This is a genomic window from Ensifer sp. Root278, assembly GCF_001429285.1.
Classification (GTDB): Bacteria; Pseudomonadota; Alphaproteobacteria; order Rhizobiales; family Rhizobiaceae; genus Ensifer.
This window is the reverse complement of the sequence record NZ_LMJJ01000040.1, coordinates 389,005-408,543: the sequence shown is the minus strand read 5'-3', so window position 1 is coordinate 408,543 and position 19,539 is coordinate 389,005. Positions and strand designations below refer to the sequence as shown.

General features: G+C 62.6%; 15 protein-coding genes and 1 other RNA gene. 8 read left to right on the top strand and 8 right to left on the bottom strand.

Annotated elements, in window-relative coordinates; all coding sequences use genetic code 11:
- Positions 1-143: 143 nt before the first annotated feature.
- Both ASE60_RS23715 and ASE60_RS23710 read right to left on the bottom strand, forming a co-directional pair.
- A complete protein-coding gene (locus ASE60_RS23715) occupies positions 144-938 on the bottom strand; it encodes a thymidylate synthase (RefSeq protein ID WP_057253566.1) in 795 nt (264 codons plus the stop codon).
- Positions 939-1,136: 198 nt separating this feature from the next.
- Entirely contained in the window at positions 1,137-1,445 is a 309-nt protein-coding gene (locus ASE60_RS23710; protein ID WP_057253564.1) for a DUF2853 family protein, read from the bottom strand.
- A gap of 146 nt (positions 1,446-1,591) precedes the next feature.
- Here ASE60_RS23710 and ssrA point away from each other — a divergent pair.
- From ssrA to ASE60_RS23690, 5 genes are all read left to right on the top strand, one after another.
- Positions 1,592-1,951, top strand: a transfer-messenger RNA (tmRNA) gene (ssrA, locus tag ASE60_RS34080).
- Positions 1,952-2,083: 132 nt separating this feature from the next.
- The gene (locus ASE60_RS23705) at positions 2,084-2,596 is read left to right on the top strand and encodes an SspB family protein (RefSeq protein ID WP_057253562.1); all 513 of its coding nucleotides are present in this window, start codon (positions 2,084-2,086) and stop codon (positions 2,594-2,596) included.
- Positions 2,597-2,720: 124 nt separating this feature from the next.
- On the top strand, positions 2,721-2,933 hold the full coding sequence (locus ASE60_RS23700) for a DUF4169 family protein (protein ID WP_057253560.1): 213 nt from the start codon (positions 2,721-2,723) through the stop codon (positions 2,931-2,933).
- Positions 2,934-3,126: 193 nt separating this feature from the next.
- Positions 3,127-3,363, top strand: a complete 237-nt coding sequence (locus ASE60_RS23695) for a ribbon-helix-helix domain-containing protein (RefSeq protein WP_057253558.1) — start codon at positions 3,127-3,129, stop codon at positions 3,361-3,363.
- Between the two features lie 375 nt (positions 3,364-3,738).
- Positions 3,739-4,440, top strand: coding sequence for a hypothetical protein (locus tag ASE60_RS23690; protein ID WP_244495710.1), 702 nt, complete (start codon positions 3,739-3,741; stop codon positions 4,438-4,440).
- 114 nt (positions 4,441-4,554) lie between these two features.
- Here the strand turns inward: ASE60_RS23690 and ASE60_RS23685 are convergent, their stop codons facing one another.
- The gene (locus ASE60_RS23685; protein ID WP_057253554.1) at positions 4,555-5,889 is read right to left on the bottom strand and encodes a pilus assembly protein TadG-related protein; all 1,335 of its coding nucleotides are present in this window, start codon (positions 5,887-5,889) and stop codon (positions 4,555-4,557) included.
- 287 nt (positions 5,890-6,176) lie between these two features.
- Complete coding sequence (locus ASE60_RS23680) at positions 6,177-6,989, bottom strand: sulfite exporter TauE/SafE family protein (RefSeq protein WP_082616029.1); 813 nt, start codon at positions 6,987-6,989, stop codon at positions 6,177-6,179.
- A gap of 102 nt (positions 6,990-7,091) precedes the next feature.
- On the opposite strand from ASE60_RS23680, the gene ASE60_RS23675 reads away from it, so the two are divergent.
- Complete coding sequence (locus ASE60_RS23675; RefSeq protein ID WP_057253552.1) at positions 7,092-7,673, top strand: cation diffusion facilitator family transporter; 582 nt, start codon at positions 7,092-7,094, stop codon at positions 7,671-7,673.
- Positions 7,674-7,896: 223 nt separating this feature from the next.
- Here ASE60_RS23675 and ASE60_RS23670 read toward each other — a convergent pair whose 3' ends face one another.
- Positions 7,897-11,670 carry an AsmA-like C-terminal region-containing protein gene (locus ASE60_RS23670; RefSeq protein ID WP_057254384.1) on the bottom strand — a complete coding sequence of 1,258 codons (3,774 nt, stop codon included), beginning with the start codon at positions 11,668-11,670 and terminating at the stop codon, positions 7,897-7,899.
- Positions 11,671-11,876: 206 nt separating this feature from the next.
- The gene (locus tag ASE60_RS23665) at positions 11,877-13,283 is read right to left on the bottom strand and encodes an FAD-linked oxidase C-terminal domain-containing protein (protein ID WP_057253550.1); all 1,407 of its coding nucleotides are present in this window, start codon (positions 13,281-13,283) and stop codon (positions 11,877-11,879) included.
- A gap of 324 nt (positions 13,284-13,607) precedes the next feature.
- Between ASE60_RS23665 and ASE60_RS23660 the strand changes: the two genes are divergently transcribed.
- Entirely contained in the window at positions 13,608-14,042 is a 435-nt protein-coding gene (locus ASE60_RS23660; RefSeq protein WP_057253547.1) for a DUF1772 domain-containing protein, read from the top strand.
- A 26-nt stretch (positions 14,043-14,068) separates the two neighbouring features.
- On the opposite strand, the gene ASE60_RS23655 is transcribed toward ASE60_RS23660, so the two are convergent.
- Together ASE60_RS23655 and ASE60_RS23650 are read right to left on the bottom strand one after the other, a co-directional pair.
- The gene (locus ASE60_RS23655; RefSeq protein WP_057253545.1) at positions 14,069-17,206 is read right to left on the bottom strand and encodes an efflux RND transporter permease subunit; all 3,138 of its coding nucleotides are present in this window, start codon (positions 17,204-17,206) and stop codon (positions 14,069-14,071) included.
- On the bottom strand, positions 17,203-18,387 hold the full coding sequence (locus ASE60_RS23650; RefSeq protein ID WP_057253543.1) for an efflux RND transporter periplasmic adaptor subunit: 1,185 nt from the start codon (positions 18,385-18,387) through the stop codon (positions 17,203-17,205). The genes ASE60_RS23655 and ASE60_RS23650 overlap by 4 nt, the downstream gene beginning before the upstream one ends.
- A 318-nt stretch (positions 18,388-18,705) precedes the next feature.
- Between ASE60_RS23650 and ASE60_RS23645 the strand changes: the two genes are divergently transcribed.
- Positions 18,706-19,527: a cyclase family protein gene (locus ASE60_RS23645; protein ID WP_057253541.1), complete on the top strand. Its 822-nt coding sequence runs from the start codon at positions 18,706-18,708 to the stop codon at positions 19,525-19,527.
- The last annotated feature ends 12 nt before the right edge of the window (positions 19,528-19,539 follow it).

The following is a 19,539-nucleotide window of genomic DNA, read 5'->3' as shown; positions in this document are numbered from 1 at the left end:
CAGCCCTCCCCGGCCACTCTCCGCTGCAGCCCTCGCCAATCGGCTCCATGGCCACGCCCGTATTGTCATGCATGGCAGCGAGGCCCACCCGCACACGCCGGGTCGTCGCTGGCGCGCAGGCGGGTCCGCCCCGCCCAGGTGCCTTAGACCGCGATCGGCGCCTTGATCGTTGAATCAGCTTCGTAGCCGACGAGCGTAAAGTCTTCGAAGCAGAAAGAAAACAGGTCCTTCACGTCAGGATTGATTTCCATCCGCGGCAACGCCTTCGGCGTGCGGGTCAGCTGCAGCCGGGCCTGTTCGAAATGGTTGTGGTAGATATGCGCATCGCCGAGCGTGTGCACGAAATCGCCGAGCTTCAGGCCGGTCACCTGCGCCACCATCATCGTCAAAAGCGCGTAGGACGCGATGTTGAACGGCACGCCGAGGAAGATGTCGGCGGAGCGCTGATAGAGCTGGCAGGAGAGCTTGCCGTCCGCCACGTAGAACTGGAACAGGCAGTGGCATGGCGGCAGCGCCATCTCGTCTACCAGTGCCGGGTTCCAGGCCGAAACGATGTGGCGGCGCGAGTTCGGGTTGGTCTTGAGGCTCTCGACGAGGCCTTCGATCTGGTCGATGTGACGCCCATCCGGCGCGGGCCAGGAGCGCCACTGATAACCGTAGACCGGGCCGAGATCGCCGTTTTCGTCGGCCCATTCGTCCCAGATGGTGACGCCGTTTTCCTTGAGGTAGCGAACGTTGGTATCGCCCTTCAGGAACCAGAGCAGTTCATGGATGATCGAGCGCAGATGCAGCTTCTTTGTCGTCAGCACCGGGAAACCTTCGGCGAGGTCGAAGCGCATCTGGTGGCCGAAGACCGAGCGCGTGCCCGTACCCGTCCGGTCGCCCCGGTCGGTTCCGTTGGTCATCACATGGTCGAGAAGGTCGAGATATTGCTGCATGGTCTGGCGCCGCCGATTCGTATTGCCCTGAATTTAGGACGAAGCCGGCGGCGAACCAATGACCTCCGGGCGATTATCCCGGATAATTCGGCTGCCTTAGAGCGGGATGAGGAAAAGTGCACGCGCTTTTCCTCATCCCGCTCTAACTATGCGATCACGTTTATGGTTTTGGGTCAATCGACCCAAAACCATCGTGATCTACAGCGCTTGCAGCTTCCCGAGGTTCTTCGCCACCAGGTAATAGAAGGTAACGCGCGACTTGGAGCGATCGGCAGACATCTCCTTGACCGTGGCGGCGATCGCCGTATCCGCATCGCCGCCGCTGATGCCGAGCTTCTTCTCGCACCATTTCTCCTTGACCCGCTCGAGCTCCTTCGGATCGGTCGCCGACACGAGCGAAGAATCCTTGTTGCGAAGCGCAATCCCAAGGTGACGCACGATCTTGTTCACGATCGCCTCGTCGGCGCCGCTGTCGTATTTCTGCACATCTGCGAGGTAGTCCGTCATGAGGCCTCCAGGTTGCTTTGTTTCTCGAAACTGCGGCCGGACAATGCCTGCCGCATGCAGCAGCGGGAGTTTTTCATGGATGCCGGTCAAGTCAAGGCGGTTCGGGGCCGGCACAGTCCGGGACAAAGTCATATATCCGACACATCCCCCTTTTCTTGGAGACAGGAAAGACCTATATGAACGGTGCCGTCTTCGGGCGGCTATGGCAATAAACGGGCGATGAAATAAACCCATTGGACCCGGGGGCGGTACCCGGCGCCTCCACCAAAAACCGATCTCCTGAGGATCGGCTTTTGATGGGGGCGAAATAGGATCGACAAGGGCGTAAAGATCGACTTTTTGCTCGGCATTGTACCACCGTTATCGGGCTAAACTTATAGTTGCAAACGACAACTATGCTGAAGCACGTCTCGCTGCTTAATCGCGGTGCGACACTTCAAATCAAGTCCTTCCGGGTAGCACCGTAAGGCGGGGTCCGAAGGCACCTGGCAACAGAAGCCTTCACCTTCTCCCCCGCCTCGAAATGGTCTATAGATGCTCAAATAATTGACTCGTCCCTTGTGGATGGGCAATGAAGCGTGACGGCGGCTAGCCGGCAGCAAGCAGTAAGATTGAGTTCGAGGAAAGACGGGACACTCATGGGCCAGGACCACATCCGCTACGACATTCTGGCACAGGACGCGCTCCGCAGCGTCATCCGCAAGGTCCTGACCGAAGTCGCCACGACAGGCCATCTGCCCGGCGAACACCACTTCTTCATCACCTTCCTGACCGGCGCGCCGGGCGTGCGCATCTCGCAGCACCTCAAGGCGAAGTATCCCGAGCAGATGACCATCGTCGTCCAGCACCAGTTCTGGGAACTGAAGGTCACTGACGTCGGCTTCGAGATCGGGCTTTCCTTCTCCGACACGCCGGAACGCCTGGTGATCCCGTTCAACGCCATCCGCGGCTTCTACGACCCCTCGGTCAATTTCGAGCTGGAGTTCGATGTCGCCGCCGGCGAGGAAGAGGAAGTGGAATCGGCCGAAATCACCGCCTATCCGGTCCCGGAAGAAAACGGCGAAGCCACGGCCAAGGAAGACAAGCCTACCGAACCGAAGAACGGCGGCGGCTCCGTCGTTTCGCTCGATTCCTTCCGCAAGAAGAACTGATCACCACCGGCTGCAAGCCGCCTCCAGTCGCAGCCGATTGGGCGGCCAGGATCATGCAGCCACGCGAAGTGCTACAGCGGCCTTTGCGCGTTGAGGACGCGCAGCGCTGAAGGAGCATCGGATCATGACCGGCGACGTCGTCAATCTGCGCCAGTTCCGCAAGCGCCAGCAGCGCACGGAAAAGGAAAAACAGGCCGAACAGAACCGCATCTCCTTCGGCCGCACCAAGGCTGAAAAATCCCTGACAAAGGCGCTGAACGACAAGGCGGAGACCCGCCTTGACCAGGGCCGCATCGAGCGGCCGGCCAAGGACGAAGGCGGCGACAGCAAGGACTGAGCCGCCCTTCCCGAAGAAAAGGCTTCCGGAGCAAGGACTTGCGACCGCTTTTCGAATCGAATTGCCAAGCAGTTGAATCGATCCCGCAGCCCGCGTGCGGCAACTTTCCGCCGCAGCACGCTCCAACTTATTACAATCGATCCCGTTTACGGGGCGATCCGCCCCAAAGTCATTTTGATCCAGAGACCGGACAATGATCCGTAAGCACTCCGCGACCCTGCACGGCCACCGCACCAGCTTCTCGCTCGAAGACGCGTTCTGGCAGGAACTGAAGGCGATCGCCGAGACAAGGGCGATGCCGCTCGCGCAACTCATCGCCGAAATCGACGACCAGCGCACGCCCGATAGCAACCTTTCCTCGGCGCTACGGGTCTACGTGCTGGAATGGCTGAAATCGAAACTTGCGCTGCCGTCGCCTGACGCGAACTGACGCGCAACCCATTGCGCCAACAACAAGAAATCACCTACAGCGCCGCGCGTCTTATCAGACGCGCGGCGCTGTAGCACTTTGATTTGCTGCATGTCTTTGTCCTTAAATCGAGGTCGATTCAAGGAGACATGCAGTTCGCCACTGTGTGGCGCTTGCAACAGCAGCACCGGTTTTGCCCGCATCCGCTCCCGTTCGCCGCCGAATTCGGTTGTTTTCGCAGCAACTTATATAAAGATGTGCGTATCGAGGGTGGCAAGTCTGAGTCGCCACCACTGCGGGAGGCGTATCATGAGAATCTCTACGCGTATCGGCCTTACGGCCTGCTTGAGCTTGGTGTCCTGCCTTTCGGCCAATGCGGCCGATATCACGCCGCTGATGGCGCCGACGGCGCCGGTGGAAGAAACCGAGAGCGGCTGGCAGTTTACCGTCGCCCCCTATTTCTGGATCGCAGGCATTTCCGGCGACACGGCGCAATTCGGTCTTCCCACCGTCCATATCGACTCTGACTTCGGCGACATCTGGGACAATCTGGATTTTGCGGCCATGGGCATAATTGAAGCCCGCAAGGACCGCTTCAGCATCTTCTCCGACTTGATCTATTCCAAGCTTTCCGGCGACGGTAAGGCGCGTGGCATCTTCACCGACACGGTGGACGTGAAGTCCGAAACCTTCGCCGGCCTCTTCGCCGTCGGCTATACGGTGTTCGAGGATCAGCAATCGCACCTTGACGTTGTCGGCGGCGCCAAGGTCTGGTCGGTCGATACCACCATCTCCTTCCAGGGCGGGCCGCTCGACGGCGTCAGCCGTGAAGACGGCGAAACCTGGGTCGACGGCATGGTGGGCTTGCGGGGAGCCTACTACATGACGCCGGAAATCTACCTGACCGGCTGGGGGATCGTCGGTGCTGGCGGCGCCGATATCGATTGGGATGTAGGGCTCGGCCTCGGCTACCGCTTCAGCGACACCATCTCGGCTGTCGCCGGCTATCGTGCGGTCGGCGTCGATTACGACAACGACGGCTTCATCTTCGATACGGTGCAGCAGGGCCCGATCCTCGGCGTTTCCATACGCTTCTGAGCATTCGCATGGGAAAGAACCCGGTTGCCATGCAACCGGGTTTAAGAGGTGGTGACCCAACCGTCACGTTTGTCCGCGCGTCTCCCGACCGCCGTAGCAGACGTCGCACGCAGACTATCTGACCAGGCGAATTGCACCCGGATTGTTGATGGTGTTGTTCGCAAGCGCCGCCTTGCAATCCAGCTTGAAGCTGCTGTTGCCGATCATGGTGATCTCCTGCGCGACGATGCGCACGCATTCGCCGCCAGTGGAGCCATTGCCAGCATACTGGATCTCACGCGAGGCCGGCATGTAGATGATGCCCGCAAGCGACGAGGCGCTGTTGCCGTTGATCGTCGCCGTCGCCGTATTGTTCCTGGCGGCAACGATCGAGAAGCCTGCCCAGTCACCCGTCAGGAATGGCGTGACGTTGAAGGTCGCGCCGCCGTGAATATCGAGTTGGGCACCGTTCAGCAGGAAGAAGGTGATGCCCTCACCCGTGAGCACCGACTGGCTGGCGAGTTTCAAGGTGCCTCCATCGATGATGTAGGAGCCCGGCCGCAAAAGAACCTTGCCCTTGATCTCCAAGCCGCCATAGGTGCCGGGCTTCAGTTCGACGGTATAGCCGGCAGGCGCGTTGTTCGGCGTCTTGCTCGTGCCGTTGCAGTCGCCATTGCCGCCACCGCCGGCCACGAAGTTCTGTCCACATCCGGATAGGTTCACCCAGCTTCCCGTCGTCGGCATTTTCTTGGACCAGAAGGGGTCCGGGATTGGCGGAACATCTTCCACTGCCTTGCCGCAGGCGAGTTCGAGATGGGCAAGCGTCGCCGAGACCTTGCCCGTTGCATAAAGACATTCGGCCTTCAGCGTGGCCGAACCGCTGAGATAGATCGACTGCGCATCGCTCGAATCCGACGTGATTGTACAGCCCGACGTATCGACAGTGGCACTGCCGCTCACTTCGAACGCCCGGGATGCGGTCGGGTGCAGTGCCAGAATGCACGCTTCCCTACCCGGCATGCGCGCGGCGACACTTTCGCGAGTGATCGTATAGGGTTGAAGGCCCCAGAACAGCGGAGCGTATTTGAGCGCATAGGTGGTCGTCGCCGTGCTTTCGACGCCAAGAGCGCCGAAAACAACCTTGATCGCCTGGGTCGCCACCGGCGTCGAACTCCCCGATCCGATTTCGTCGACGATCTCCGGCACACCGAAATTGGCGAAGAAGGTGGTGTTCGCCAGATCTTTCGCTTTGGCTTCATCCTCCCCTTCGCCATAGGACTTGACCGCGGAAAAGGCGGCCGCATCGAGCGCGGCCTGCATCTTGGCGGATTCGAGATTGATGCGGGCGAGATTGATGGCGATGGAAGCACCCGTGAACAACGGTAGCATCACCAGAGCAGTCATGACGGCAAAGTTGCCGTTTTCGTCCTTAAGGAAGCGGACGAGCTTGTTCTTCAGATCGCTTGGCATCTGTTTGTTGCCCCCTCGGCAGATCACGACGACTTCAGAGCCAGGTGGCCCCAAAGCAAAAAGGCGTCATCGATTCCAATGAGTTGGAGCTAGATGCGGCCAGCTGGCCGCGCCCCTCCCTGCGCTCCAAAACAGATTGCTAATTTAGTTATCAATCGTGGAGAAATGACTTCAGAAATTGTTAAACTTTGTCGAAATCGGTACTGCGCGGAGGTAATCCCCAGCGGAAAATGGAGCATTGCCACTATCCGGCGACGAGCGCATCTGCAGAAACGTGGCAAGTCTGCCTAGGTATGTCGCCAGACCTTCACGGCAGAGATCACCATAATCACGGCGAGCACAGGCAGCAGGACCGCATTGGGCACGACGCCTAAGAGCAATCCGCCAATGAATGTACCCAGAACTGAGCCCGACGCCATGACCAGCAGAAAGCGCTTGTTCTTTCCAAGAACGGCGAAGCTTTGATCGCGACTGTAGCGGGTAAACCCGACAAGCATCGTCGGCAGGCTCACGGCGAGTGAGAGACTACCGGCAAGTTTAATGTCCGCACCAAATAGGAGCACCAGCGTAGGAATAAGCAACTCGCCACCCGCCACACCAAGGAGCGACGCGACAATTCCAATGGCGAAGCCGGCCACCACACCTGCGATGAGCTGTGCGGATCCAGCCAAGGCTGGCTGCCCCGTCGTCGTCGCGTCATGCCCCATGACCAGAACGACCGCGATCGCAACGAGCAAAGCGGCGATGACCTTGTAGAGGGTTTCGGATTTGAGACGTGTGGCCCATCCCGCCCCGTACCATGCGCCCATTAGGCTGCCAGCGAGCAGGTTGGCCACAATGCCCCAATTTTCCGTGATCGCGCCAAACGGGACAGTTGCCGTTCGAAACGGAAGCGCCGTCGCAACGACGACCAGGCTCATCGCCTTGTTGAGGATGACGGCTTCCAGAGCGGCAAAGTTGAACATCCCAATGAGCAGCGGCAATCGGAACTCGGCGCCCCCAAGGCCGATCAAGCCACCGAGTGCGCCGATAGTTGCGCCTCCAAAAAATGCAGCCGGCGTATTGCGGGCAGCCGGGGACGTATGTGCAGAATTTTCCATGAACGATAGATATGTCGAAACGCAACGCTATGGATAGCAATCTGATGCCAGCAAGTGTGTCAAATTGCCGATGGTCTATCTCGTCAGCGAAGGAACCCTTCAGTGGATAACAATCTCCGTCGCGTCGTGTTCTTCGTCGCCTTGTTGAACCTGGGCTACTTTGCGGTTGAATTCGTCGTTGCGTTGGCCATCGGCTCGGTGTCCCTCCTGGCCGACAGCGTTGACTTTCTCGAAGATGCGTCCGTGAGCCTTCTGATTTTCTTTGCGCTGGCATGGACGGCGCGGAGCCGCGCTCGGGTCGGCATGGCAATGGCATTCATTCTGCTTGTCCCTGCGCTGGCTTTTTTATGGACGGCGTGGGCGAAGTTCATGGATCCAATCCCGCCTGAGCCCTTTGCCCTGTCCCTGGCTGGCTTTGGCGCTCTCCTGACCAACCTGTTCTGCGCGTACCTTCTTGTCGCTTACCGTCATACGAGCGGCAGCCTCACACGGGCTGCGTTCCTGTCTGCCCGCAACGATGCTTTCGCCAATGTCGCGATCATCGGCGCGGGTCTGGCGACAGCTTACCTGTGGCAATCAGCTTGGCCGGATTTGATCGTTGGCCTGGGGATTGCACTGATGAACCTGGATGCCGCGCGGGAAGTCTGGGAAGCTGCGCGCGAGGAACACGACGTCGCGGTCTAAAGCCTGTCGCGCAAAAGTGCGGAGCGGTTTTGCGATAACGACATGCGAAATATCAAGAACTTAAAGCGCAAGGAGCGAATTTGAAAGATCGCGACGCGCTTTAGTTCATCTGGAGCCTCTTGTGGCTCTCGATAGGCCTGCAAGGCCCGCCGGACCTGCACGGGCGCAACGCACGGAAAACCACCTCAGGAGGCGGGCCTATCGTTTCAGATTCGAGCGCTGGTTATTGCACCGTGACGTCGGGCAGCACGTCGAAGTCCAGCTTCTGGCCGGGTGCCCGCCCGGTACTGCCGCCCTGGACATCGTCGGAGCCGCTCTGCGGCGGGATCGGCTGCTGTTCCTGGCCGGCACCGCGCACGCGCGATGGCCCCTGTTGTGCCCGGCGCACAGCTTCGGCCTGCCGTTCGGCTTCGGCCCTGCGCTCCGCTTCGGCCTTGCGCTCGGCCTCGGCGCGCGCTTCCACTTCAGCCTTGACGCGGGCCGCTTCCGCAGCCCCGGCAGCACGCCGGCGCTCGTCGGCAATGGCACGTCGCCGTTCGAGTTCGCGTCCTTCCACCTTCGCCTTGTAAAGCGCCACTTCGCGGCGCAGCCGCTGCTTCTCCAGCACGTTCGCCTGCAGGATCTCGACCCGGCGGCGCTCGCGTTCGAAGGCGCGCAGCGACAGGAAATTGGCCAGATCGGCCACGTCGAGGCTGACGCCCGGCGCCTCCAGCAGGCCGGCATAGCCGATCCGCACGCGTGGTTCGGTACCGGCAAGCGCTTCCTCGCCGGGCCGGAAGGTCAGGTCGATGCCGCCATCGATCCGGCCGGCCGCAAGGTCAAGCGCCGCTGCGCCCATGAAGGCGGCACTGCCATCGCCAGCCGTAACGTTCTGCACCCTCAGCACGCCGCCGGCGACGCTGAAGGGAGCCTTGACGACGCCGACCACCGATTGGCCGGAGAACACGGCCGCTTCCGCCGCGCTGCGGATGCTGTCCGCCGAAATCTGCCTCTTTTGGCCATCCGCGGCAGCAATCAACTGCGGCAAAGCCGCACTGTTGATGCCGTTCAGCGTCATGCCGTTGAAGGTCGCGGTGCCGGAACCGCTTGCCGCATGGGCCATCGCCTCCGGTGTTGCGCCGGATGCTTCCAGCGCGACGGAAAGATCGAATGTCCCGGTCGCCACCGGTGCGCCGGCATGGGTCCAGCCCGCCTGGGTCAGGTCACCGCCCTTGACGTCCAGGCGCGAGCGCAGGAACCCGGAGCCGTTGGCGTTCCCGACCTGCACCCGCCCGGCAAGCTTGCCACCCAGCCAGTCGCCGGTGGCATCGGTCAGGGAAAGCTCGTCGCCCTTCCACTCCATCTTGCCGGCAAAGCTCGTGATCGCGCCATAGACGCCCGGCCAGAATTTTCCTGCCTGCACGTCGAGCGCGACGTTGAGGCCGGTCCAGGCCGGCTGCGCCAGGGCGCTCTTCGAGAACGCGCCGTTCGCATCCTCGACCGCGCCCAGGATGCCCTCGCCCAGCCAGGCAAGATCGAGCGTATCGACGGTGAGCTGGCCGGTGGCGGCGCCCGGCGATTTGCGGTCCACGGTCAAGGTGCCGGTAAAGGCGTTGTTGTCTGCCTTGCCCTCGACCGCCGTCAGCGCGATCGCCTCCGGGCTTGCGGCGACATCGGCCGAGATCGTCAGTGGCAGGCCGCTCCCCATCTGCGGCAGCGCGACCCCCTGCAGCAGCAGATAGGGCTCGACGTCCCGGGTCTGGAGCGTGACTTTTGCCTGGCCTTCGAGGAAGTGGTCGCGGGAAAGATCGACATTGCCCTTGGCTGCCAGCGACGACTTCTCGGTGGTGAAGGTCACCGTGCCGTTGGCCTTCGACCCTTCGGTGCTTTGCAGCTTGACCGAGAGGATGCCGTTGGCGTCCGCATCGAAGGGCAAGGGATCAAAACCGGTCTGCCCGAGAAGCAGGCGGGTTTCAGGGTTTTCAAGCGTCGCTTCGAGCAGCATCGCCTTGCCGGTCAGCGCCTGCACCATATCCGGCGCCTGGTAGCTGGCCGCAATCTTGGTGCCGTTCGCCGTGCCGAAGATGCCGAAGGTCGCCGGCGCATTGCCTTCCTTGTTGCCGGCCGTCAGCGTCACGTCGAAAGCCGCGTCGCTATAATAGGGTCCGGCCTTGATCAGCTGCCGCAGCGCCGGATGGTTGACCGCGTGCCGGCCGATCATTTCCAGGAATGGCGTCAGGTTCTTGGCGGCAAGTTTCATCTTGGCCGAGACGACGGGCTTGTCCAGATCGCCGCTAGCCCGACCGGAGAAAGCCAGCTGAGCGCCGGCGAGCGCGCCGATCGCCAAGCGTTCGGCCTGAAGCTGGCCGTTCTTCAGCGTCAACACCGCCTGCACGTCCTTGGCTTCTTCACCGAAGGCGGAGAACTCGTCGGCCGAGAGGTCGGCGGCGATCGCATGCTGAAGCAGCGTCTGCGTGGAGGCATCGCCCGCCACCAGTCCAGTCAGCGCCTGAAGCGCCTCGAAATCGATGCGGTTGCCCTTGAGCTGCAGCGAGAGGTTCGGCTGCTGCTCGGCAAAGGACTGCCGTTCGAGCCGGCCCTTCAGGCTCGCCTCACCTGCGGCCAATTCGAGGTTTTCGAACTGCTGCAGCGTATCGGTCAGGTTCACCTTGGCCGAAAAGCCGGCGGTCTTCAGCTTGCGGATCGCCGGGTCGACCGAGCCCGCCAGCCAGTTCGCAAGACCAGAGGGCTGGTTGGAGGCGAGCAGCAGGTCGCCGCGGAAGCTGCGCTGTCCCTTAAGGTTCAGCCGCCCCTTCGCTTCGAGTTGCGTGCGCCCCGGCAAGAGGGCCACGACATTGTCGATCACCCAGCCGGCGCCATCGGGCTGGACGTCGATGCGCACGTCGCGCACCGTCGTGTCGCCGACGACGATCGCCGGCAGCTTCAGGCTGGCCCGGCCTGGCACCTGCGGAATGGGAATCTCGGCAGCAATAGCGAGCATCGCCTCCAGTCGCTGGCGCATGGAGATCGCCGGGTCGCGGCCGGTCTTGGCATTGCGGCTGGGACCGATGCGGCTGACGTCGATCTGCTGGCCGTCGGCGATCAGCAGGAACTTTTGGTCCTTGCCGGTATCGAGCGTCGCCTCGCCGGTGACCACATAGGGATCATCCGTCGAACCGACCTCGAAGCGATAATCCGGAACGCGGATGCTCTCGTTGGTAAGCTGGAAATCACCGTTGATGCGCAACGGCGCCCGCGCGTCATCCTTCTCCTCGCCCTGCCGGTTTTCCGTCAGGGTGAAGCGGCCGCTGTAAACGGGCTTGAAATCGACGATCTTCAGCGCGCCATCGGTCTCGACGCCGAAGGGGCGCTTGTCGGGCGTCACCCTTGCCTTGAGGCTGAGCGCCCCCGCTGCGTCCACCTCGTTGCTGGTAAAGGAGAAGCTGCCCACTTCGCCGTCGAGCGCCGCACGCCCCTCCACTTTCCAGGGACCGGTAAGCGAGCGGGCGGAAACATCGGCAGCAAGCCCGCTCACGCGACGGGTTCGGCCGGTCTGCTCGTCGACAAATTCGATCTGGCCATTGGTGATCTCGACGTTTTCGAGCACGACGGTCTTAGCCGGGATCGAGGTGCGGCGACCGCGCGCCCAGTCGAGCGTACCATCCGGCAACAGCCTTACCTTGGCCTTCGGCCGGTCGAGCCGCATGTCGAAGATCAGCGCCTCGCCGCTTAAGAAAGGCGCCAGTTCCGCGCTCATGGAAAACTGCGCCACCCGGATCAGTGGCTCACCGTCTTCGCTGGCGCCGACGCGCACGTCGTTCAGCGTCACGGTCGGGAACGGGATCAGCCGCGCATCGACGCTGCCATGTACGACGACCGGCTTGCCCATGATGCGGCTCGCCTCGCGCTCGAACTCCTTGCGAAAATCCGTCCAGTCAATGAACCACGGAGCGATCAGCGCCGCGAAGAGCGCAACGACCACAAGTCCACCGACGGCAAGCAGAATTCGCGAAAGCACCGTGCCTACATTCCCATTCAATTCATCGGCGCGTTGCGCGCCGCGCATCACTTGACCGCCAGAGGCTCGCGCCCTGACGCTCTGATTTGCCGCATAATTCGGTCAAGGTCGATTCCGACTTCGGAACTATGCAGTACCACACTTTGGCGCCGGCGCATTGCCCGAAAAATTGGGCCAAACCAGACGCCCCCGCGCGGGGTTCCGCCTCAGGCGAAGATCTTGCCTGGGTTGAAGATATTGTCCGGATCGAGCGAACGCTTGACCTGCCGCATCAGGTCCAGCGCGTCACCAAGCTCGGCTTCGAGAAACGGCATCTTTCCCTGGCCGATGCCGTGTTCGCCGGTACAGGTTCCATCCATTGCAAGCGCCCGGGCGTTCAGCCGCTCTACAAAAGCCTCGGCCCGCGCCACGTCGGCTGCGTCCTTGTCGTCGAACAGCAGGCCGACATGGAAGTTCCCGTCACCTGCATGCCCGACGATCGGCGCCGTCAGCCCGTGGGCGGCGCTGTCCTCCTGGGTAGCGACGACGCAATCGGCCAGCCGCGAGATCGGCACGCAGACGTCTGTCGACAGGATTGCCGCACCCGGGATCAGGCTTTTCTGCGCCCAATAGGCATTGTGCCGCGCTTTCCAGAGCCGCGCTCGCTCTTCCGGATTGGTCGTCCACTGGAAGCCTGACGAACCGAACTCCGAAGCGATTTCGCCAAACTGGCGCGATTGCAGCTCGACACTCTCGGCGCTGCCGTGAAATTCGACGAAGAGCGTCGGCGTTTCGGCATAGGAAAGGCCGGAATAGCCATTGCAGGCCTTCATCTGCAGCGCATCGAGAAGCTCGATGCGCGCCACCGGAATGCCCGACTGGATGGTGAGGATCACCGCGTTGCAGGCGTCTTCGATCGTCGGGAACGGGCAGACGCCGCCGGAAATGACCTCCGGGATGCCCTGCAGCCTCAGCGTGATCGAGGTGATGATGCCGAGCGTGCCTTCCGCGCCGACGAAAAGCCGCGTCAGATCGTAACCGGCCGAAGACTTGCGGGCCCGGTGCGCGGTGCGGATCTCGCGCCCCTCAGCCGTCACCACCGTCAGCGCCAGCACATTGTCCTTCATCGTGCCGTAGCGCACCGCATTGGTGCCCGAAGCCCGCGTCGAGGCCATTCCGCCGATCGAGGCATTGGCACCGGGATCGATCGGGAAGAAGAGACCGGTGTCGCGCAGATAGGTGTTGAGCTCTTCGCGGGTAATGCCCGGCTCCACCCGGCAGTCGAGATCCTCGGCATTGACCTCCAGCACCCGGTTCATACGCTGAAGATCGACCGAGATGCCCCCGTGCGGCGCATTGACATGGCCTTCGAGCGAGGAGCCGGTACCGAAGGGGATCAGCGGCACCTTGTGCCGGGCCGCGATCTGAACGATCTCACGAACGTCTTCGGCGCTTTCGGCAAACACCACCGCATCGGGAAGCTGCGCCGGAATGTAGGTGGTGGTGTGGGCGTGCTGGGCGCGGATCGCCTCGCCCGTCTGGAACCGGTCGCCGAAGCGGATGCCCAGTTCTTCCTTCGCCGCCGTGATGCCGGCCTCGTTTCTCACGCCAGCTCTGATCGCCTTCAATGCCACGGAAAACGTCCTTCCTCTTGCATCTGCGGCATCCCCTTTGCAGATGCCCGGGAAGCGCAGTCATTTCAAGGCGCTACTGTGCAAATCGGAATCACTTTGTCCAGACGCTCGCGCACTTCTTGGGGAACGTAGCGCAGGAAAACGCCTGACGTGAGACCGGACTGTCACAAGAGGCTGCGTCGCGCCATCTCGATGCGTCATCTGACGGCGGGCGAACCACTGAAGATCCTTTCGGCAATGCCACGTATGAGGGCAAAAGCCGCAGAAAACACCTACTCAATTGCGGGCATTGGATTATCATGTTGGCGTGAAGGGAGAGAGGCAATGCTGGGTCTCACCGCTTTGCTCACCGCGTCGATCTTTTTCGGCGCCGCCATCTACATCAATCTGGCCGAACAGCCGGCAAGGCTCCATCTCGACGATCGCGCCGCACTGGCGCAGTGGGTTCCTTCCTACCGCCGCGCTTTCGAAATGCAGGCGACGCTCGCCCTCATCTCGGGCCTGCTCGGCGCTGCCGCCTGGGGAAGGACTGGCCATGTGCTCTGGGGCATGGGTGCCGCCATCATCATCCTGAACTGGCCCTATACGCTGCTCTTCGTCATGCCGGTCAATCGCAAGCTGGAGGCAACGCGGCCGGAGGAAACTGGCGAAGAAAGCCGCAGCCTGCTCAAGCGCTGGGGCAGGCTCCATGCCGGGCGAACCGCACTCGGCGGGCTGGCGGCAACGATCTTTCTCATTGCCGCCTGGCTCGAAATGTAGCGTAGGAATGTCCGCCAGTTACCGGCTCAATGCGCCTCCAGCGCCGCCGCTGCATCCATCTCTTCGTGCAGCTTGCGCTCCTCGTCCGCATGCGGCTTGGTGAAGCGGGCAATGACGAGGTAGGCGACCGGCGTCAGGTAGAGCGTGACGATCACCGCCAGCCCGAGACCGCCGACCAGCACCCAGCCGAGCGCGATGCGTGCTTCCGCACCCGCGCCGCTTGCCAGCACCAGCGGCACCGCGCCGACGATGGTGGCGATCATCGTCATCATCACAGGGCGCAGGCGGATATTGGCCGCGTTCTCGATCGCCGAGCGCACGTCCTGGCCGCGATCGCGCAACTGGTTGGCGAATTCGACGATCAGGATGCCGTTCTTCGCCATGATGCCGACGAGCATGACCAGACCGATCTGGCTGTAGATGTTGAGCGTATTGCCGGTCATGATCATCGCGAAGACCGCGCAGGCAAGGCCGAGCGGCACCGTCGACATGATGATGAGCCCGCTGACGAAGCTTTCGAACTGGGCGGCCAGCACCAGGAAGATGATGACGAGCGCAAAGCCGAAGGTGACGAAGAGGCCATTGGCGTTTTCGTTGAGCGTCGCGGCTTCGGCGAGCGGCATGATGCGCGAACCCGGCGGCAGCAGCGGCTCGGCCATCTGCTCGACCATGGTCAGCGCTTCGCCAAGCGCAAGGTCCGACTTGAGGCCCGCGGAGAGCGAGACGGCGCGAAGCTGCGATTCCCGCGAGAGCTGCGGCGCCACCGCCATCTCCTCGACGCTGGCGATGGTCGACATCGGCACGATCTTGCCGTCGCCGGCCTTCAGGAAGATGTTCTGCAGATCGGTCGGGTCGTTGACCGGATTGGTGGAGGAGAGCAGCTTCACCGGGTAGGATTCGCCGTCGACATAGACATCGACGACGCTGTTGCCGTCGAGCATCGCCTGCAGCGCCCAGGCAAGGCCGCCAATATCGACACCCATGTCGGAGGCGCGCTCGCGGTCGATGGTGATCGAAAGCTGCGCCTGGTTGGCCTCGTAGTTGAGCCGGACGTTCTCGAAGCGGCCGGTGTCTTCCATCTGGCGCACCAGCTTCGCCGCCGCATCGCCGAGCTTGTTGTAGTCGTTGCCGACAAGCGCCACCTGCAGGCCGCTGCCGGCGCCGCGAATGCCGAGACTGTTGGGCTGCATCGCAAAGACGCGGACCGATGGAATGCGCGCCGTCACCCTGTTGATCTCGGCGACGATCTCCTGCTGGCTGCGGTCGCGCTTCTCCCAGGAAGCGAGCGTCAACACCATGAAGCCGCTGTTGACCGAGCCGCCCTGCCCCGAGATCGAGAAGATGTTGTCGATCTCGCCGGATTTGACGAGCGGCTGCAGCCCGTCCTCGATGCGGCGCATCTGCGCCTGGGCATAATCGAGCGAGACACCCTGCGGCGCGTTGATGCGCATCATCACCTGCGAGCGGTCTTCTGTCGGTGTCAGCTCCGATTTCAGCGTCAGGAAGCCGGCGGCCCCCATCACCGTGAAGAAAGCGGCAACGGCGAAGACGATCAGCGGCGAGTTGAGGCAGGCGCGAAGTGTCACCCGATAAAAACCGGCCGCCCGCGCGCCGAACCGCGCCATCGGCCCCGGCACCGTATGCTGCTCCTTCGTCAGCATGCGCGAGGCCAGCATCGGGCAGAGCGTCAGCGACACGAAGGAGGAAAGCAGGATCGAGAAGGCGAGCACGAAGCCGAACTCGCGGAACAGACCGCCGGTCTGCCCCGGCAGGAACGACAGCGGCACGAAGACGGCAGCAAGTGTCGCCGTCGTTGCCAGCACCGCGAAGAACACTTCGAGCGTGCCGTGCACGGCGGCCGCCCGTGGCCCAAGCCCCTCGGCGCGCCGCCGCACGATGTTTTCGAGCACCACGATGGCATCGTCGACGACGAGGCCGGTCGCAAGCACGATCGCCAGCAGCGTCAGGATGTTGATGGAAAAGCCGGCGAGATAGATCGCCGCCACCGTGCCGATCAGCGCGATCGGCATGCTGATCGTCGGGATCAGCGTCGCCCGCCAGTCGAGCAGGAACATGTAGATGACCAGCGTTACGATGAAGACGGCGACGATCAGCGCGATCTCGACCTCATGGATGGCGCCGTTGATGAAGACGGCATCGTCGCTGGTGATCCTGAGCTGCGTGCCCTCGGGCAGGATCTGCGTCTGGATCGTATCGACGACCTTGCGCACGCCCTCGGAAATATCGACGGTGTTGGACTGCGCCTGGCGCACGATCCCGAGGCCAATGCCCTGGCGGCCGTTGGAGCGCAGCGCCGTCGTGCCGGTATCGGGACCGAGCGTCACGGTGGCCACGTCACGCAGGCGCACATTGTTGACGAGGATCAGGTTTTCAAACTGCTCCGGCGTCTGCAGGTCGGCCGTGGCGCGCACCGAGATGTCCTGGCTGGCGCTGGTCAGCTTGCCGGCCGGCACGTCATAGGAGGCGTTGGCGAGCGCGGTGCGGAGGTTGGCCACCGTCACCCCGCGCCCGGCGAGCTTCGCCTGGTCGAGGTCGATGCGGAAGATCTTCTCCTGGTCGCCATAGACGGCAACGTCGGCGACGCCTTCGACGGCAGCCAGCCGGTCGCTGATCTCGTTTTCGACGAGCAGCGTCATGTCTTCCATCGACATCGTGTCGGAGGTGAGCGCCAGCCGCATGATCGGCTGGCTGTCGGCGTCGGCTTTGACGATGCTCGGCTCGTCGACATTGTCGGGCAACTGGTTGCGCACCCGGCCGAGCGCATCGCGGATGTCGTTGGAGGCCTGGCCGATATCGGTGGTGTCGGAGAATTGCAGCGTCACGCGGCTGCGGCCGAAGGATGAGGTCGACGAGATGTCGCGGATGCCCTGCACGCGCGAAACGGCGCCCTCAACCACCGAGGTCACCTCGCGGTCCATCGTCTCGGGGGCGGCGCCATCGAGCGTGGTGGTCACCGAGATGACGGGCTGGTCGACCTGCGGCAGTTCGCGGATCTCGATGCCGTTCCAGGCGGCAAGGCCGGCAACGACGATCAGCGTGTTGACCACCAGCGCGAAAATCGGCCGGCGGATGAAGAGTGCGGTAAAGCCGGTCTTGCCGCGCTCGCGGGCGGACGTTTTGCTGTGCGCTTCGCCGCCGCTCACTTGGTTTCCTCCGCGACCTTCTGCGCAGGCTCTCGGCTGCGCTCGCGACCGGCGATGCGCACTTCGCCGCCGTCGCGCAGGCGCTGCACGCCTTCGGTCACGATCTCGTCGCCTTCGTTAAGGGCCGCGTCGACGAGCACCTTGTCCGGATTGCGCTGGATGATCTTCACCGGCACCTTTTCGCTCTTATCGCCGGCAACGCGCCAGATGTAGGAGCCTTCCGAGCTCCACTGGATCGCCAGCGGATCGACCGTCGGATAGGTGTCGCCGTCAAACGCGACGGTAACGGAAAAGGACATGCCCGCCCTCAGCATGTCGTCAGGGTTTTCGAGCCGTGCGCGCACACGCAGCGTGCGGCTTGCCTGATCGAGGCGGTTGTCGATCGCGTGGATTGCGCCATCGAGCTGGCTGCCCGGCTGGGCGATCGCAAAGGCGGTGACCGGCTGGCCGACGGTGATCTTGTTGGCGAAGCGCTCCGGTACCCAGAAATCGACGAGGATTTCCGAGCGGTCGTCGACAACGGCGATCGGCGTCGTCGTCGTGACATAGTCACCGACATTGACGGTGATGATGCCGACGACACCCTTGGACGGTGCGACGATATCGCGGCGCTTGAGATCGAGCTCGGCGGTCTTCAGCGCCAGCTCCGCTGTCTGCATGGCGATTTCGGCGTCGCGCACTTCGACTGCGGTCATAGCGCGTGCGTTGCTGAGATTGCGGTAGCGCTCGACCTTTTCGCGGGCGCTGTCGCGGTTCAGCCGCGCCTGGTCGGCGGCGATCTTCTGGTCGTCGCTGTCGAGCTTGGCGATCACCTGGCCCTGGGCCACCTTTTCGCCGGAGCGGACGAGAATTTCGGTGAGGTTGCCGGTTGCCGTCGGCGTCACGGTGACCGAGTGGATCGCTTCGCCGTTGCCGATCGCGTTCAGCCGGTCGTTGACGACAGCGGTCGCCGAAGGCCGGACCATGACGAGGATGGCATTGTTGCCACCCTGGCCGCGGCCATTGCCGCGCTCGCCACCCTCACCGCCACCGGCGCCGGGCTTGGACAGGGCATCGATCAGCGGGTGCGAAACGCCGATGGCGGCAAGCGTTTCGCCTGCGCCGGGCACGAACCGCACCCAGACGGTTGCGCCCACGAGAAGCACAGCGGCGCTCACCGCAAGCTGTTTCCAAACCCGCATTCAAGTCTCCAGATTAAGCATAAAACACGCCCCAGCGCGGCGCGGCCGGCGGTTCGTTCCGATTGGGCGGAGTATCCCCGTTCGCGCGTGTCGGGGCAATGACGGAATGCCATCATTACGCAATTGTAATAAAAGCGATTTTGGTGGCGGCATGATGACGTGCAGAGCAATTCCAGCGCAGCTTTCAGCGTGAACCGCACTTTGCTGCATAGGCCGGCATTTACAGCGGCTTCGGTCGCGCTATCCTGCAACCGCCGGCCGCTTTTTCGAGCGGTTTCGCCGTCTGGTTTTCAAGTTTCTTGAAGGAGAGCAAGAACGATGTGCGATGTCTGTGTGATGGAAACAGTGAAGGCGCGCATGCTGTCTCGCCGCAGCTTCTTCAAGGCCGCAGCAGTTGGAACTGCCGGCCTTGCCTTGGCGAGCACCGGTGCGGCACCCCCGGCATTGGCTCAGGGACATAGTAATGTCACGGACTTGACCCATGAGCTGCACGAGGATTTCCCGACCTTCTTCGGCCAGCAGCAGTTCTTCCGCGAGCAAAAGTTCAGCTACGCCAAAGAAAAGTTCAATCTGTTCGAACTGCGCATAAACGAACACACCGGCACCCATGTCGATGCGCCCCTGCACTTCTCCGCCGATGGCCTGTCGGTCGCCGAGCTGCCGGTGGAAAAACTCGTCGTGCCGCTCGTGATCGTCGACATACGCGAAAAAGCCGCGGCCGACGCCGATGCGCAGGTGACGCCCGACGACCTCAAGGCCTGGGTCGCCGCCAATGGCGAGATCCCGGAAAACGCCTGCGTCGCCATGCTTTCGGGCTGGGCCGCGCATATGGGCACGGAAAAGTTCCGCAATGCCGATGGCGGCGGCAAACTGCACTTCCCCGGCTTCCATGTCGAAGCGGCGAAATACCTGCTCGAAGAGAGCAAGGCCGCCGGCATCGCCGTCGACACGCTTTCGCTAGACCATGGCCCCTCGCCGGATTTCGCCACGCATTATGCCTGGCTGCCCGAGGGCCGCTGGGGGCTGGAGGCCGCCGCCAACCTCGACAAGCTGCCGGTGAAGGGCGCGACGCTCATTCTCGGCGCGCCGAAGCATCGCGGCGGCACCGGCGGCCCGGCGCGCGTCTTCGCCCTTGCTTGATCCATACTCTTC